This window comes from Proteus sp. fly-1089, from assembly GCF_040138965.1.
GTDB classification, from domain to species: Bacteria; Pseudomonadota; Gammaproteobacteria; order Enterobacterales; family Enterobacteriaceae; genus Proteus; species Proteus vulgaris_B.
Genome location: NZ_JBEETS010000010.1, coordinates 94,291 through 111,842, shown reverse-complemented (window position 1 = coordinate 111,842; position 17,552 = coordinate 94,291). Strand labels below are relative to the sequence as shown.

The window sequence follows — 17,552 nt, the reverse complement described above, 5'->3', positions numbered from 1 at the left end:
TTTTTGTGCGCAAACACGCTTCCAGAAACCTCAAACTTATGTAAAAGTGTTGTCAGTACTAATTCTAAGTGCATTGCATAAAAAAGCACCTAAAAAAACATAACATCAAAAGCTCCTTAACATAAGTGACACACTATAGACCTAGATATGACGGGCATAAAATAAAACCCGACTGGGTACCTTACATCAACTATAGTTTCACTATCGAAGTGCATCTTTATTCTTTATGGAGATACCCTCGACTTTGTTAGGAGACATATAAGCGCTAAGGAGATTATAAATGGCTGATAACAAAGCTAAGCTAACGATTGATGAAACATCTGTAGACTTGGACGTTCTATCCCCTACACTCGGTTCCAAAGTTATTGATATTCGTACTCTCGGCTCCAAAGGTTATTACACCTATGATCCCGGCTTTACCTCAACCGCCTCTTGTGAGTCAAAAATCACCTTTATTGATGGTGATAACGGTATCTTACTTCACCGTGGTTTCCCTATCGGGCAATTAGCGACTGAATCAACATACTTAGAAGTTTGTTACATCCTGCTGTACGGTGAAGCACCGACCCAAGAGCAATACGATAATTTTAAAACAACTGTCACCCGTCACACGATGATCCATGAACAAATCACCCGCCTGTTCAATGGTTTCCGTCGTGACTCTCACCCAATGGCTGTATTGTGTGGTGTAACAGGGGCTTTAGCGGCGTTCTATCATGATGCATTGGATGTCAGTAATCCGGTTCACCGCGATATCACGGCTTATCGCCTATTATCCAAAATGCCAACAGTGGCAGCAATGTGTTACAAATATTCTATTGGTCAACCTTTTGTATATCCAAAGAATGACCTTTCTTATGCGGGTAACTTCTTGCATATGATGTTTGCAACACCATGCGAAGAATATGTTGTCAATCCAGTACTTGAGCGTGCTATGGATAGAATTTTCATCCTTCATGCTGATCACGAACAAAACGCGTCAACATCTACAGTACGTACCGCAGGCTCTTCAGGTGCAAATCCATTTGCCTGTATCGCCGCGGGTATCGCGTCACTTTGGGGACCTGCTCATGGCGGTGCGAACGAAGCATGTTTACGTATGCTAGAAGAGATCAAAACAGTTGAACACATTCCTGAGTTCATTAAACGTGCAAAAGACAAAAATGACTCCTTCCGTTTAATGGGCTTTGGTCATCGTGTTTACAAGAACTACGATCCTCGTGCAACAGTTATGCGTGAAACCTGTCATGAAGTGTTAAAAGAATTAAATCTCAATGACAGCTTACTTGAAGTGGCAATGGAATTAGAACGCATCGCATTAAACGACCCGTACTTTATTGAGAAAAAACTGTACCCTAACGTAGACTTCTACTCTGGTATTATCCTTAAAGCGTTAGGTATTCCATCCAATATGTTTACTGTTATTTTTGCGATTGCACGTACAATTGGCTGGATTGCTCACTGGAATGAAATGCACGAAGATGGACTGAAAATTGCGCGACCTCGTCAGCTTTATACTGGTTATGATGAGCGCGATTTCAAAAGTGAAATTAAAAAGAAATAATTGAATTCTATTAATTATTTATCTTGATAAGCCCCGTTTAAATCGGGGCTTTATAATTTTATTTACTAAAAATTAATCAGCTTTTTAAATATTCTTGTGGTGTCTGACCTGTCATTTTCTTAAAAAATGTAATAAAGGCACTGTCACTGGCAAATCCTAAAATCTGACTAATATCTATATAACGATGATGAGTTGCTAATAATTCAATGGCTTTCATTAATCGCCATTGTTGACGCCATTGCTGGTAACTTAAACCTGTTTCTTTATAAAATAAACGTGTGATCGTTTTTTCACTCGCTCCCACATATTTCGCCATATCTTGTAATGCTGGAGGCAAATCATCAAATGATAAACGCTTTAATCGCCTATCTTTCGGCATAAATAAATGATTGGGTTGTCGTTGAGCCTGCGTAATTTCATCAAAGAAAACAGCTAATAGATTCGCATAACGCCCTTCTTCCCATTGTGTATCAAAATCAGCCACAGAAATACGTTCAAGAATTTCTCGCAAAAGAGGAGAAAGCGTAAATATCTCACTCTCACTGGGAAATTTATCATGATATTTATCGGAAATATAAACAGAGCGATATCCCACAGAGGCATACATTTCGACTCGATGTTCTAACTTTGCGGGGATCCACGCAATTCTCATGGGAGGTAAAACAGAAACTCGAGAGGCTAAAGTAATTCGCATACATCCTGACTGCGTAAATAATAATTGTCCTCTATCATGAGAATGAAATCCTGAATCGTGCTTTCCCATTTCTGCTGCAATACCCACAACTGATGCAAGATGCTCTTCCGGCACAAAGTGGTCGTATTGATTAAGCCAAGCCATTACTTGTCCTATTTGAAATATAATATGTCTTTATGTTTATAACAAGACATTCATTATCTCTGTATTCTGCTCATCAAGATTTAAGGATGTAGGATAAGAAGATGAACAAAAAACTCTCTTTATGGTTAGCAATTGCGTTAATGATGTTTCCACAAATTGCAGAGACCATTTATAGCCCAGCACTTACTGATATTGCAAACGGCTTTCATGTCAGTGCAAACGAGGCTGGACAAACACTTTCGCTCTATTTCTTTGCGTTTGCATTAGGGGTCATTATATGGGGTCGGTTATGCGATGTCATTGGTCGTCGTCCGACAATGTTAGCTGGATTGTTTATTTATGCTATTGCTTGTCTTAGTGTTTTCATGACACAAGATTTTTCAGTATTACTTGGATTGCGCATGCTTTCCGCTTTTGGTGCTGCGGTAGGCTCAGTAGGCACACAAACCATTATGCGTGATGTTTATAGTGGTGATGAGTTAGCAAAAGTATTCTCAGTTATGGGAGCCGCTATCGCATTAAGTCCAGCAATAGGTATGTTAAGTGGTTCATTATTAGTCAGCTATGCAGGTTACCAAGGCGTATTTAGTGGTCTAGCTCTCCTAGCTGTGATTTTACTGTTATGGAGTACTTTTGCTTTACCTGAAAGTCGCCCTGAAACAATAAAAACAGCTCAATTAGGAGAAACTGCAATAAAAATGCTTAAGGATAAGCAAATTGCTAAAACAGTATTATTAATTGCCTTTTTTAATATCAGCCTTTTTGCTTATTATCAGTTAGCACCTTTTATGTTTGATAAACAAGGTTATAGTGCAAGCGCCTTTGGATATAGTGGCATTGTATTAGCAATAGGTGTCGGTATTGGCTCTTATATTAATAAAGTATTATTAAATCGTCATTGGTCATGTGGAAAATTAGTTTTACTTGCTAGCTTTATTGCATTAGTCAGTGCTGTGGGTGTTTATTTTTTACATGACCACATTAGCTTTATTATTCCAATGATGACGAGCGTTATTGCTTATGGCATTGCTATTCCAAATATCTTAGCCACAGCATTAGCACAGTATAAAGATCGTTTAGGCACTGCGGGGGCATTATTAGGCTTGTTCTACTATTTGTTAATTGGTGGTGGACTTGCACTTGCAGGGTGGGGACAAGATCTAGCCATCACCTTACTAATTTGTAGTCTAGGTTCATTGCTACTCTCTTTTTCTCATCAAACGACAAAATAATAAATTCGAAAGAACTTCTTATATCCATAAGAGGTTCTTTTTATTTTGTGATATTTATATAAACTCAAAAGGAGCAACATCAACAAATTAAAAATGAAGAAGGATAAAAAATGGCAAATGGAATAAGCGTGGCACAAAAGAATTTAGACAAAAAACTAGCACAATTTAGTAACGAAAATAATCTTTATTCCATTGAGATACCAGCATTAATTCAATTAGAAGACACACCTTTGCCTGATAGGGTATATGAGATAATTATCACCTCATATCAAGCACTATTAAAAGAAATGAAGCAAAAAGCAATTGAGGAGAAAAAATGGAATAAACACTCTTCATTTGTTTATAAAGAGGCTCAAGAAAATTATGATGCTTTTTCTCAATATAATGAAAGTAGCTTAAAAAACATTCTTATTCAGATTAATTCAAGTAACGGTATTTTAAATAAGTTTGACTGTCAGATCATTACCTATAAGAATGGCATTCCAAGCTCACCTGAGTTCACCCTTTTTCATCTTATTCGCTCATTAGATAACGATCCTTCATCGAAATATATTTCCAGTTATACTATTAATGATTATGGTTCAGCCCATATTTTTGAACATATTGAATTACGTCATATTGAAGAAGTTCTGATCCAACGAAATTACCCTAATGCTTCACGTATTGTTGCTGATTTTTTCCTTGGGCAATACGGCATAGAAGAGTTCTTACGACCTGAACAAATCTGGCCATTTTATTACCAACACCCAGAATATATTGCTGAAGCATTAAAGCTTATCCCAAATCAAGGCAGTAGTGAGAGCGATCAATTTAGCCTTGATAATGCCCTTCGTGTGCTAGAAACCTATCCTATTATTCCATCGCAATTTGTTCCTAAAATATTACAATTGGCTTTAGGTGATACACAAATTTATCGCTTTGATGCACAAAAACTTATTGAAAAACTCCCAGAGCCTCACTTATTTATTCAAGAAGGTCTAATTTCAAAGAAAAAAAACTCTCGAATTATTGCAATAAATTGGTTAATTGCACTCAATAATCATGATGCCGTACCCGCTTTAGCCACTTTATTAAAAACAGAAAATGATGAGGTCGTTCGGACTCTGTTAATTACTGCACTCGAACATTTTGGCGAAGATATATCAGATTATCTCGATCAATTAATGTTATTGGCAGAAGCTGAAATTGGCCTGAAAAATAAGATTCCTGATAATTTAGCGTGGTTTAATTTTAACGCCCTCCCTCAACTGACATGGAAAAATAATAAAACTGTTGAACCAAGAATTATTCAGTGGTGGATAGTATTGGCAGTAAAATTAAAGCTCCCTGCGAGTAACTCATTATTACACCATTATATCAATTTGCTTTCTTTGAAAAGCCAACAAACACTGGCTCAATTCTTATTAATTGCCTTTATTACTCAAGATGTTGATACGCCATCAGAAGAGAGAATTTACTTAAGCTCAGGAGTGTCTTATTCAGCATCTATGTCAGCAATTAAAGAAAAAGGGATGTTAGGACTTATTTTTCCAATTGAAGGGCATATTGCTGTACCTTTATTGCGAAATTATATGCGTGACCATTATGAACGCCGAGCACAAATAGAAGCGATGATTGACGCTATTGGTGGAAGTAATGACCCAATTATTATTCAATTTTTACTTTCTATTTCTCGCCGTTATCGTGCAGCATCTATTCAAACTAAAGCACGACAGTTAATCTCCCAAATAGCCCAACGCAATAATTGGACTGAAGATGAACTGGCAGATAGAACCATACCAACTGCCGGACTTGATGACTCAGGTGTACTGACTTTAGATTATGGTGAACGCACATTTACTGCAAAAATTAACGACAAACTGCAATTTGTCCTATTTAACACCGAAGGCAAAGTGATAAAAGCATTACCAGCTCCTCGCGTTAGTGATGACAGCACACTAATTAAAGAGACAAAAAAACACTTCACATCAAGTAAAAAAGAGTTAAAGCAGATTATCGAATCACAGACATTACGTTTATACGAAGCAATGTGCGTTCAACGCCAATGGCTAAGCACTGACTGGCAAGAATTTCTTCAAGCTAATCCGATTATGCATAAATTAATGGAGCGATTAATTTGGCAAGAAATTAAGAATGATAAAATCATTAATACATTTCGTCCTTCAAATGATGGTGCTTTATTAAATATTGAAGATGAAGAAATTACATTACAAAGTGATTCATCTCTTCGTTTAGCACATTGCGTATTTTTAAATAAAGAAGAAAAACACACATGGTTAGCACATTTTCAAGATTACAAAGTAAGGTTTTTATTCACCCAATTAGAACATGACATGCCAATATTAGAAGATAAACAAACTCAGATCGCAGAGAAAAAAGGTTGGTTAACAGATGCCTATACATTAAGAAGCGCAATGACAAAATTAGGCTATCAACGTGGCTCAGTAGAAGATGCTGGATTTTATAACTGTTATCACAAATATTTTTCTGGCTTAGATCTCAGTGTCATTATCAACTTTAGTGGTAACTGCGTACCTGAAGAAAATGTCACTGTCGCATTATTAGAGTTAGTTTTTGAAAAAGGTCGCCAAAGTGGATTAGATAGGCATCAATTAGCTATCAAAAATATTCCACCTATTTTATTAGCAGAAAGCTATGCGGAATACTTAAAAATCGCAGATGCTTGCGCGGGTTTTTCTTCTGATTGGGAAAAGAAGCTACCTTGGTAAACACTATTCACTGATGATTTTCTTATCCCGTACTAAATAAAAAGTACGGGATTTTTTCCAGCAGAATTAAGCTTCATTTTTTGCTGTTAATTTTCAATCAGTTTAGCTAAGGGTTAACGCTTACTTTATTAAACAGACAATTCTTAAATTTTTTAAATACCACAAAAAATGCCTTTATTATCACTTCTTCATTTTCAGCACTTTTTCCTGATATAGTGTTTTATATATTGCAGAATTGAATATTAATAAAGCTAGGTTAGCTTTTTTAGCGTTTATATCTATAAATTTAACAAATGATATATCTTGCCCACGATCCCAACTGTAATAATCAAATTGTTCGTTTCGCTATTTCATGGTAAAAAAAACTGTTTATCCATACATAGCTTAAGGAACTGGCGTGATAAAAAAAATCTTAGACATTTTTCCTATTTTTGGGAAAAAAGACGTCGATATTACTGAGAAATATCTCCAAGAATCTCTTGTACTGCTTGCTATATTTGATGAAGGATTACCTAAACGTGCATTAGATTATGTACTTACAGGTAAAAACCCTGAAATTCTTTTTGAATTAAATAAACTAGATGCAGCAAAAGCAGCCGTTTATTTTCATCGTGCAGGAACATTAGAATGGTGGTATGCCAGTAATATTGATACAGGAAAATATAGTAAAGTTATCACCCAAGGTCTTAATGCCCGCCATAAACTCTACTCTAAAGTTGGCGAAAGCTTTTCCTTAGAACAAGTTGCTCGTTATGCGAAAGTCATTGCAGCCGCATGCCAAGATATCAATATCAAAGTAACAACAACTGAAGTGCCAACTTGGGTTATTTACCTGTTAGTTGATGCGTTTTACACCACTTATGATAATGCACGTAATCTTAATTTAGAGCATCGTAAACATTGGAGTATGGAATTTATCGCCAAAATGGCCGAAGCAGAGGCCAATATTGCAGGCGAAAATGCATTATTCGCGGTATTCGATAGAAAAGATATCTCTGAATATTATGCTTCTAATCTTAAGCGTATTTATGAACTCCATGATTTAAAAGATTATCTGCTTTCACATCAAGAGTTTATTAGAACAGAATTAATTGAAAAACTTTCAGCAAATGGTTTAGTTGAGCTAATTAACTATCTAAATAAAAATACGATATTACGCGATACCTTTGCAGATATTATTGTTTTACTTGCCACCAGCAGTTTAAAAACAGTGAAAAAAGCCGCAGAACCTATTTTGAATACCTTACCGGCTAAAATTGTAAAAGAAAATTTAACCCATGTTTTAATGAATGGTACGCCAAAACAACGTACACAAGCAGCTGATTTATTTGCTCGCCAAGGTGAAAACCGTGATGCACTTGAAGAAGCATTAAAACATGAAACCTCAAAAGCAGTCATCAAGAGCATTGAAAGTGCCCTACAACGTTTTAGCGTTGCTGATAACGCAAACACCGTTGATGCCATCGAAGCGCCTGATTTTACGCCATTAGAAGATACTCCATTACCCGATAGTGCCCGTGATATTATGGTCAGTAACTTCAATGAGATGTTAGCTAAAGCGAAAGAAAATGCTGAACGCGAAATTGAAGAAAATAAAACATCGAAGCACTCTTATAATTGGGCACAACGTCATTATAAAGATTTATCTAAAATCGATGAAAAACAATGTCGTGCATTAGTTGATAAACTCAACAGCGGGCAAGGTACTATTCAGTCGAATGAAATCCTAATTATTAAACACAAAAATCGTATTCCTAATTTACCAGAATACACATTCTTCCATGCTGTGCGTGTGATAACCAACAACCGCCAACATGCCGATCACTTTTCTTCTCACTACTTTAATGGCGATATTCCTGAGCGTTTATTTAGTGATATTGAATTACGACAAGTTGAAAATGCATTAGAAAGATGTAGCTTCAAACGCGCAGCCCGTATCACCGCCGCACTATGCTTAGAATCTTATCAAGATGGCTTACGTCGTTTTCGTAAACCAGAACAAGTTTGGCCTTTTTTCTCTCAACATACTGATTATATTGCAGAAGCACTAAACTTAATGCCAAACCAAAGTGAACATCGCTATCGCCAATTTGAAACATCACAAGGTATTGAAGTATTAGGTCGTTTCCCAACAATTCCGGCACAATTTGTTCCACGTATCATGGAATTGGCATTAGGTGAAAATAAAACACACCGCGTTTCTGCACAAAAATTATTAGAAACACTACCTAATATTCATTTAAGTGCACAAGAAGGATTAACCTCTAGTAAACAAGAGATCCGTGTTACAGCCATTGAATGGTTAGCTCGCTTAAATAATCCGGATTCCTTACCTGCACTTAATGCCTTATTGAAAAAAGAGAAACGCGAAGTAGTTCGAGCCTCTTTACTCACTGCATTAGAGCAATTAGGTGAAGACATTTCAGGCTACTTATCGCCAAAAACGTTATTAGCAGAAGCTGAAAAAGGCCTTAAAGCCAAAGCACCAGCAAGCCTTGCTTGGTTTAACTTTGAGGCAATCCCAGCACTCACATGGGAAAATAAAAAAGCGGTTGATCCCGCGATTATCCGTTGGTGGATTATTCTGGCAGTAAAATTAAAAATGCCAGGAGGCAACGCGTTATTGCAACGTTATATCGGACTGCTTTCTACCGATAGCCAACATAAACTTTCAAGTTTTATTCTACATACCTTCGTTGCTCAGGATATTAAAGGGCCATCACTGGAAGAAGCGATGGTAGAAGCACAACGTGAAGCGCCGGGGCGTTTAAGTAATTATCAAAACTGGGCTAAACGTTATCCTGAATATTATGCTAAATATGAAAATTTCACTTTAGAACAAGTGGTTGAAGAGATTAAAAACGAGGTATTACGTCGTTATTTAGGCTCAGCAATCAGTGATAAAGGTATGCTTGCGCTTATCTGCGGAATTGAAGGCCATGTTGCGGTATCTGTATTGCGCAACTATATGCGCGATCATTATCAGCGCCGTGCTCAAATTGAAGCGATGATTGATGCGGTTGCTTCAAGCAATGATCCTATTATCATTCAGCTTCTTCTTTCGTTATCTCGTCGCTATCGCACTGCATCTGTTCAGGAAAAGGCCCGTAATTTAGTTACGCAAATCGCAGAGCGTAATGGCTGGAGTGCTGATGAATTAGCCGATAGAACTATTCCAACCGCAGGTTTTGATGATACCGGAACATTAGTGCTGGAATATGGTGAGCGTATCTTTACCGCAAAAATGGATGCAAAACAAAAGCTTGTTCTATTTAATCCAGAAGGTAAAGAAGTTAAAGCATTACCTGCCGCGCGCAAAAATGATGATGCAGAGTTGATTAAAGAAGCGAAAAAACTTTTCACTTCAAGTAAAAAAGAACTTAAACAAGTTATTGAATTACAAAGTGTGCGTTTATATGAAGCCATGTGTGCTCAACGTCAATGGTTAAGCGCAGATTGGCAGGAATATATTTTAGCTCACCCAATTATGCATAAATTAATTGAACAATTAGTTTGGCAGGAAGTAAAAGATGGCGAAGTGATCAATACGTTCCGCCCTTCTGATGATGGCGCATTACTTAACCTTGAAGATGACGAAGTCACTTTACAAAACGACTCATTTATTCAATTAGCCCACGCGGCATTAGTTAATGAAGATGAACGTAAAGCATGGATTGCTCACTTTAAAGATTACAAAGTGAAGTTCTTATTCTCACAAATGGAACATAAAATCCCTGAGTTAGATCTAAAACTGACTGAGATTGAAGATAGAAAAGGTTGGATCACTGATACCTTCACACTACGTGGCATTTTAACCAAAATGGGCTATCAACGTGGGCCAGCTGAAGATGGTGGTTCGTTCTCTCACTATTACAAATTCTTCTCTAGTTTAAACTACTATGTAAATATCGGTTTCAGTGGTAGCTATGTACCAGAAGAAAACATCCCTGCGGTCTTATTTGATTTAAGTTTTGAGAAAAATCAGCAAGATTACTGGGATCGCAATAATATTGAGCTAAAAGAAGTTCCGCCAATTTTATTAGCAGAAAGCTATGCTGATTATCTAAAAATCGCTGAAGCTTGTGCAGGATTCGATCCTGAATGGGAAAAGAAAACACCTTGGTAATAATTAGGGATAACTAGGAAAGAATATGGCTAAAAAAGCACCCACGGAACAACAAGCAATCAGGGAAAGTGCTGAGGTTCGATTTGCTCAAGAGCTAGAGCGTTTAACAAAAGCAGATGTTAATAATCCTAAACCACAAGGATGGCTTCGCTCTCCTCGTGCTGTACGCCAATTTATTTTAGGTGATGATGTGTTAGGTATCACGCCTAAATTTTTCGGCGACGATGCCTTGGTTGATCGCGCAATTGTCACATTATTAGGCAAGCAAGGTTTAATGCTAGTTGGTGAGCCAGGTACAGCAAAATCAATGCTCTCAGAGCTTTTTGCAGCCGCCATCAGTGGTGATTCAGGACTAACTATTCAGGGTACTGCGGGCACAACAGAAGATCACATCAAGTACTCATGGAACTATGCGTTGTTATTAGCAGAAGGCCCAACAGAACGCGCTTTAGTGGGATCGCCGCTTTATCAAGGTATGTTACAAGGTAAAATTGTTCGCTTTGAAGAGATAACCCGTTGTCCTCCAGAAATTCAGGACGTACTGGTTTCTTTGATGTCAGAAAAACAGTTAATGATCCCCGAAATGGGTGACGGTGCGCGTATTAGTGCAAAACCTGGGTTTAACCTTATCGGTACAGCAAACTTACGTGATCGCGGTGTCCACGAGATGTCTGCTGCATTAAAACGTCGTTTTAATTTCGAAACTGTAAAACCCATTCGTGATCCGGCATTTGAAATCAGCTTAATTCAATCACAGTTAGAAAATGAATTAGGCTCTTTAGCCAATGAAGTGACTGTACCTGCTGATGTAGTGGAATTGCTGGTAACCACCTTCCAAGAATTGCGTTCAGGTAATACAAAAGATGGCGGTAATATCAAAACCCCTGATGCGGTTATGTCTACCGCAGAAGCGGTCAATATTGCTTATGCTTGTGCATTAGAAGCACATTACTTAGGTGATGGCGTAATGAATGCGGGTGCGATTGCGCGCCAATTAATCGGGGTTGTTTTAAAAGATAATGCTGATGATATTAAACGTATTCGTTATTACATGGACAATGTAGCTAGAGAACGCGCAAGAAATAGTAAAGAGTGGAAAGCGTTCTTTGATGCATCAAAAGAGTTTTGGCAATAACACGCTGAGATTAATTGCTACAAAATAAATACGTTATTTATCAATTAAAGGCAGAGTTCACTGACTCTGCCTTTTCACCCAGAAAAGGGATCGACACGGTGACGCTACCTTCAATACCTTTGCCAGAAAGAATTGACCAAGCACGACTGAAATGGACGTCGTTACAGCAACAACATCTCTATTTTGCCCCTGTACGCCATCACAGCCCCGCTTGTGCTTATGCCGTCTTATCACTAATTGATTCGGTAAAGCCTGACTATATTTTAATTGAAGGCCCTGATACCTTTAATTCTCTTATTCCAAGCCTAATTGATAAAGATACCCTGCCTCCGGTGGCTATTATGGGGCAAGCAGAATATTTGCATAATGATGGTAACCAAGAAGAACGAGAAAAATCACTGCACTCTGCCTATTTTCCATTTTGTGAATACTCACCTGAATGGCAAGCATTGCGAGGTGGTTTACGCATCAATGCAAAAACACGCTTTATCGATTTGCCTTGGGGCGCTCAAGTTAATAACGAAGAATATAGTGATTCACAAAGTCGTAGCTTACAAAAAGAACGTTATTTAGCCCATAGCCAATTTATTGCACAATTAGCCAAAAAATGTCATTGCCGTGATCATGATGATGTTTGGGAGCATCTTTTTGAGCTACGCAATATTGAAGCTTTAGCAGATTGGCAAGCACTCTTTAATGATACCTTTATTTGGTGTGCACTTGCGCGTCTTGATTATGAACCTGAAGTGCTTGAATCTGAAGGCTCTTCGCAACGTGAAGCACATATGCTCACTCATATTCAAACCATCAAACAACAAGAGCCCAATGCCAAAATTTTAATCGTCACAGGGGGATTCCATACCCTTGCATTAATTGAAGGTCTAGCCGATCCACAATCTCAATCTTTCGCCATTTCTAGCACAGAACAAAAGCAATTCACTAAAATGCAAAAAATGGGTGAAAATGAACAAGCTTGGCTTATTCGCTACAGTTTTGACAGATTAGATGCACTTAATGGCTATTCTTCTGGTATGCCATCTCCGGCTTTTTATCAACAAGTTTGGCAAAGTTTGATGCAACAACATCATGATAAATTAGAGAATAATGATGCTGCAAAACAACCAACTCAAATTTATCGCAATAAAATGGGGATTGCTTTTCTAAGCTCGGTAGCTCAGGCGATCAGAGAAAAACAATTTGATAATCCGCCTAGCTATTTAGCTGTAAAACTGGCGGCTGAACAGAGTTTACGTCTCGCTTTACTTAGAGATCACGCTGGTATGGGTCGCTATGATTTGCTTGATGGTTTACAAAGTGCCTTTATTAAAGGCAGTTTAGATGATAGTCAAAACGAGTTGTGGACAGAAATTAAAACCTGTTTTTCCGGCTATCTATTAGGCAAAATTCCATTAGGCACGGCAACCCCACCGTTGGTAAATGAAACCTATGAACGTGCTAGAGGTTTTCGTTTTAAACTTGATGATACATTAGCAAAAACCACTAAATGTGATGTGTACCGCAATCCTCAACATCGCTTAAGAAGTCGTTTTTTACATTTACTGGCCTTCTTAGAAATTCATTTTGCACACCGTGTAAATGGCCCTGATTTTCTTTCTGGTCATCAACTAGATCTGTTATTTGAAGAGTGGCAATACGCTTGGACACCCAATGTAGAAGGTGAGCTGATTTCATTATCAGAGAAAGGCTCACAACTTGAAGCTATCGCCCTAAGTAAGCTGTTATCAATGGAAAAACAGCTTGAAGAACAAGGGCAAAGCCGTTCAAGCCAGAGTGCGGTCACGTTATTAATCCAAGCAGCATTAATTGGCCTCCACCAGCGTATTCCATCACTCTTTAAACTATTAGATAACTATATTCAGCAAGATTTTCGTCTTGAGTCATTAACTCAATGTGGACATAAATTGATCCATTTATGGCGAGGTCGTCAATACCTTGATATTACCGATGAACTGGCACTGGAAAATCGACTACATCAAGTTATCCCTCAAGCATTTTTTTGCTTAGAACAACTCGCTCAAGGTGATGAACAACAACAAGAAAGCAATTTACAAGCCTTGCTCTCTTTACGTGAACTGATTGAATTTATGCCATCACTTAATAATCCACATGATTACAAAAGTGATTTCTATCAGCAGCTCAATCGCCTTGATGGTCAACTAGATGCAGTGCCTTTATTAAAAGGTGCTGTTGATGCATTGCGTTATTTAGGCTCATATATTGATGAAACCACTCTAACAAACGCATTAAATGCCACGTTTAGTACCGGAAGTTCTCCTGAGCAGGCTATTGGCTATTTTGTCGGAATTATGCGAACAGCACCAGAGCTTGTGATCCGCTTACCTTTATTGGTTGATCACTTAAATACCTTGTTACAACAATGGGATGAAGAACGTTTTATTCAGATCTTACCTGATCTGCGTTTTGCCTTTAGCCAACTTAATCCCAAGCAAAATGCAGAGCTTGCACAATATATTGCCAACGATATTGGTTTAGACACACAAGCGCTATCATTATGGCAGTCAGAATTTAGTGCTAAACAAATGATTGAAGCCACAAAACTCAATCAAAAACTGCAACAGCGTATAACGGAACAAGGCATGATTTCTTGGTTTGATACTAAGAAAGCAGAGAAAGGAGACAATGTCCATGAGTCAGCATAATGACGATATGCCAGAAGATAAAATACAACAAGCAAAGCGCTGGCGCCTGATTTTAGGTCAATATGCGGATGATGCTCTGGGGCAAGCGACTTTTAATGCTGATGATTTAAAAGTTGAACGTACACTCGACTTTCTCTATCGCCGAGAATATCAGCGCCGAGGGCTTCGCCAAGAGCGAGGACGTCATGGTTCACTCGATGCATCGCAACTTACTGCGGTAAACTGGCTAAATCAAGCACGTAAGCTATTCCCTAATAGCACCTTTGAACGTATGCAATCACAAGCTATTGAGCGTTATCAAATCAGTAGTTTTCTTAAAGATCCCAATACGTTAAAAGCAATGGAGCCTACAAAAGCGTTAGCCAAAACACTATTAAGCTTGCGTGGGCGAATGAGCGAAGAAACACGAGATGCTGTTAAAACTATTATTCGCAAAGTAGTTGAAGACATTTTACGTCAGATTCGTAATAATTTTCGCCAATCATTAACGGGACGTCGTAATCGCTTTAGACGCTCTTTGGTGCCTAATAGTCGTAACTTTGATTGGCGTGCAACGATTGCCGCAAATTTAAAACATTACGATACCCAAAATCGTCGCTTAGTCATTGAAACGCCTTATTTTAACTCACGGATGCAACAGCATTTTCCCTGGGATGTTATTCTCTGCGTTGACCAAAGTGCATCAATGTCTAGTTCCATTATGTATGCGGCTGTTTGTGCCAGTATTTTAGCTTCATTGCCTGCCGTAAATGTCTCTTTAGTCGTTTTTGATACTCAAGTTGTCGATTTATCTCATTTAGCAGATGATCCTGTTGAGGTTTTAATGACCGTACAATTAGGAGGCGGTACTGATATTGCTGGTGCAATGCAATACTGTGAAAGTTTGATCAAAAACCCTAAACGTACAGTTATTTCACTGATCAGCGACTTTGAAGAAGGTGGCTCATTAAACCGCTTATTAGATTGCACACAACGCCTTAATAGCCAACAAGTTAAATTATTAGGGCTTGCGGCACTTGATGATGAGGCTCAACCTGTTTATGACTCTGCGATTGCACAAAAACTCGCGGATAGAGGTATGCAAGTTGCAGCCTTAACACCAGAACATTTCGCGCAATGGCTAGCAGAGGTAATGCAATGAGTTGGCAAACAGTTTACTTTCATTACGATGAAGATGCGCTAACGGTCTTTGCAAATGCTGGATTGTTAAGACGCGCAAAAAAAGATGTTGATAACGAAAAAGTTTCACTCACTGATCCCAATACAGGGCAGTTTAGTAGTGATGGACAACATGTTTTTTTACACGAAGCGGGTATTCAACAAGCAAGTTGCGATTGTTCTGCTTCTGGTTGCTGTAAGCATATTTTAGCTGCTGTTTTATGGCTCCAAGCTAGTAATGTCGATCATTCAAACAGCGATAATAGTATTGAAACATCATCAGAAACTATTAATGAATCTGTTGAAATCGCCCCTCTGTTACCCACGCTATTTGCTCTTGAGCCGGAAGCCTTAATCAAAAGAGCCGGAAAACCAGCCTGTCGTGCGGCCATTAAATTAGTTGAGCAGTGGGAAACGACAACATTAAATTTAGAAGACACAGGGACACAGTTAAAAATTCAACTCCCTGATGTTGAAGAGCCTGTTATTTTCTTACAAGGCAGTGGTTACGATGGCATGTTATCGCCTTTTTCTGACTCACAGAAAAAAGCATTCCACCTTGCTATTGTGGCTAAAATATTTGAACAACATGCTCAACCTTGGGTTTGGCCTGAAGATTTAATCATTGTGCAATCTTCAAAACGCCCTCTTAATGATGAAGAGTCAGCGTTAATAACAACCATTGAACAGTTTATTTATGATCTCTTACGCCAAGGGTTATCACATATCAGCTTAAGCAGTGCCACACAGTTGCACTTATTGAATATGTCGGCTCGAGCAGAAGGTTTACCTCGTTTAGCGTCTTATTTACGAACATTAAGTACTCAAGTTAAACTGTTAGCAGAAAGACATTTCACCATGGATGAAAGCCGTGTCTTGCGTTTATTAGCCCATATTTCTGCCTATCTATTCCAATTATCTAATGCAACACCAGAACAGCTAAAAGTGTTACGAGGACAACTTCGTCGTCAATATGACGATAAAAAAACGAGTCTCTCGCTTATTCCAATTGGTGCAAATTGGTGGACAGCACAAAGTGGCGCATTAGGAGCAACATTTACCTTTTGGGATAGTGAAGAAAAACAGCTATTACAAGCAACACAAGCTCGCCCTAATCAGTTAGATACCTTGTTTAATCGTTATGGTGTTTGGAACAGTTTGTCATTATGGAAACAAACTGCGGATAAATTAATGCGCCGTCCTTTTTTATTACAAGAGCCTCGTATTTCTGATGAAGGGAAACTTGCCACCATTGGTGATAGTTTTGCTCAAAATCAAGCGGATTTTCTTGGTATTACGGACTATAACAATTTACAAACTGAGCTAGGCATCAATAATTGGCAAGATTTACCCGATTACTTCGCCCATCAAACAGAAGGATTTCTCTCCCCTCTTGTTCTGCATATCAAAAACTACAAACCTTTAATTTGGTATGAGGTAGAGCAATGTGTAATTTGGGAAGTATCCGATAATCATGAAAACTCAGCATTCTTGCGCCTTTATTGGGAAGGAACAACACAAAATAATCTAGAAGAGTTGCGCTTTATTACCAAAAAAGAGTTAGAAATTGTCGCAGTCACAGTACAACCCGTTCGACGTGATCTCAATTTAGACTTATTACCAACGACCATTTGGATCAAAACAGAAAAAGGCATTGAACTGTTTTATCTCGATTTTGACCAATTTCCACGTAAGAAAAAACAGTCAGGCTTTATTAGCCGTATTCAAGAATATATGGCTAAACGTAAGCAACAAACAGCAATGCATCACAGTGAGCCGACCTTGGCACAAAAATTCTGTCGCCCTATTTTGTCAGTATTAGAAGCCCAAGCATGTACTGGGCGGGAGTTACTCTCTGAAATGCAAAAAGAGCAATTAGAAATAAGCAAACACACCGCAGATGATTTAGGAATGACATTAATTGCTGATCAATTAGCTTATTATTTGACATTAACTTCCCGTGACTCACGGGCGTTATTACAGTTAATTTGGCTATGCGATAATCTGCAACAATTGCAAAGTCCATTACCTATTCAATTTAACGAGTAATTGGTATTAACAAAAAAAGCTATCTCTCAAATTAAAGAGA

Annotated in this window: 9 protein-coding genes; 8 read left to right on the top strand and 1 reads right to left on the bottom strand. The window is 38.2% G+C overall.

The genetic code is table 11. The features are described from left to right. Positions 1 to 280: 280 nt before the first annotated feature. Entirely contained in the window at positions 281 to 1,564 is a 1,284-nt protein-coding gene (locus ABN080_RS17555; RefSeq protein WP_196553422.1) for a citrate synthase, read from the top strand. A 76-nt stretch (positions 1,565 to 1,640) separates the two neighbouring features. Here ABN080_RS17555 and ABN080_RS17550 read toward each other — a convergent pair whose 3' ends face one another. After that, positions 1,641 to 2,402 (bottom strand): AraC family transcriptional regulator, encoded by a 762-nt coding sequence (locus tag ABN080_RS17550; protein WP_072070207.1) that lies wholly within the window; start codon positions 2,400 to 2,402, stop codon positions 1,641 to 1,643. 101 nt (positions 2,403 to 2,503) lie between these two features. Here ABN080_RS17550 and ABN080_RS17545 point away from each other — a divergent pair, with 101 nt between their 5' ends. From ABN080_RS17545 to ABN080_RS17515, 7 genes are all read left to right on the top strand, one after another. Further along, positions 2,504 to 3,634, top strand: a complete 1,131-nt coding sequence (locus ABN080_RS17545) for a multidrug effflux MFS transporter (protein ID WP_349441634.1) — start codon at positions 2,504 to 2,506, stop codon at positions 3,632 to 3,634. A 110-nt stretch (positions 3,635 to 3,744) separates the two neighbouring features. Continuing rightward, the gene (locus ABN080_RS17540) at positions 3,745 to 6,363 is read left to right on the top strand and encodes a DUF4132 domain-containing protein (RefSeq protein WP_349441633.1); all 2,619 of its coding nucleotides are present in this window, start codon (positions 3,745 to 3,747) and stop codon (positions 6,361 to 6,363) included. A 397-nt stretch (positions 6,364 to 6,760) separates the two neighbouring features. Next, positions 6,761 to 10,489, top strand: coding sequence for a DUF4132 domain-containing protein (locus ABN080_RS17535; RefSeq protein ID WP_349441632.1), 3,729 nt, complete (start codon positions 6,761 to 6,763; stop codon positions 10,487 to 10,489). Between the two features lie 25 nt (positions 10,490 to 10,514). Beyond that, a complete protein-coding gene (locus ABN080_RS17530) occupies positions 10,515 to 11,624 on the top strand; it encodes an ATP-binding protein (protein ID WP_197269425.1) in 1,110 nt (369 codons plus the stop codon). 98 nt (positions 11,625 to 11,722) lie between these two features. Next, positions 11,723 to 14,305 (top strand): DUF5682 family protein, encoded by a 2,583-nt coding sequence (locus ABN080_RS17525; protein WP_197269426.1) that lies wholly within the window; start codon positions 11,723 to 11,725, stop codon positions 14,303 to 14,305. Next, positions 14,292 to 15,446 (top strand): VWA domain-containing protein, encoded by a 1,155-nt coding sequence (locus ABN080_RS17520; protein ID WP_072070213.1) that lies wholly within the window; start codon positions 14,292 to 14,294, stop codon positions 15,444 to 15,446. Before ABN080_RS17525 ends, ABN080_RS17520 begins: the two co-directional genes overlap by 14 nt. Further along, a complete protein-coding gene (locus ABN080_RS17515; RefSeq protein WP_349441630.1) occupies positions 15,443 to 17,512 on the top strand; it encodes an SWIM zinc finger family protein in 2,070 nt (689 codons plus the stop codon). Before ABN080_RS17520 ends, ABN080_RS17515 begins: the two co-directional genes overlap by 4 nt. The last annotated feature ends 40 nt before the right edge of the window (positions 17,513 to 17,552 follow it).

What these genes read in the sequence shown, in the direction of transcription:
- ABN080_RS17555 (WP_196553422.1), top strand. Translation starts at nt 281, where the DNA reads ATGGCTGATAACAAAGCTAAGCTAACGATTGATGAAACATCTGTAGAC.
- ABN080_RS17550 (WP_072070207.1), bottom strand. Translation starts at nt 2,402, where the DNA reads ATGGCTTGGCTTAATCAATACGACCACTTTGTGCCGGAAGAGCATCTT.
- ABN080_RS17545 (WP_349441634.1), top strand. Translation starts at nt 2,504, where the DNA reads ATGAACAAAAAACTCTCTTTATGGTTAGCAATTGCGTTAATGATGTTT.
- ABN080_RS17540 (WP_349441633.1), top strand. Translation starts at nt 3,745, where the DNA reads ATGGCAAATGGAATAAGCGTGGCACAAAAGAATTTAGACAAAAAACTA.
- ABN080_RS17530 (WP_197269425.1), top strand. Translation starts at nt 10,515, where the DNA reads ATGGCTAAAAAAGCACCCACGGAACAACAAGCAATCAGGGAAAGTGCT.
- ABN080_RS17520 (WP_072070213.1), top strand. Translation starts at nt 14,292, where the DNA reads ATGAGTCAGCATAATGACGATATGCCAGAAGATAAAATACAACAAGCA.
- ABN080_RS17515 (WP_349441630.1), top strand. Translation starts at nt 15,443, where the DNA reads ATGAGTTGGCAAACAGTTTACTTTCATTACGATGAAGATGCGCTAACG.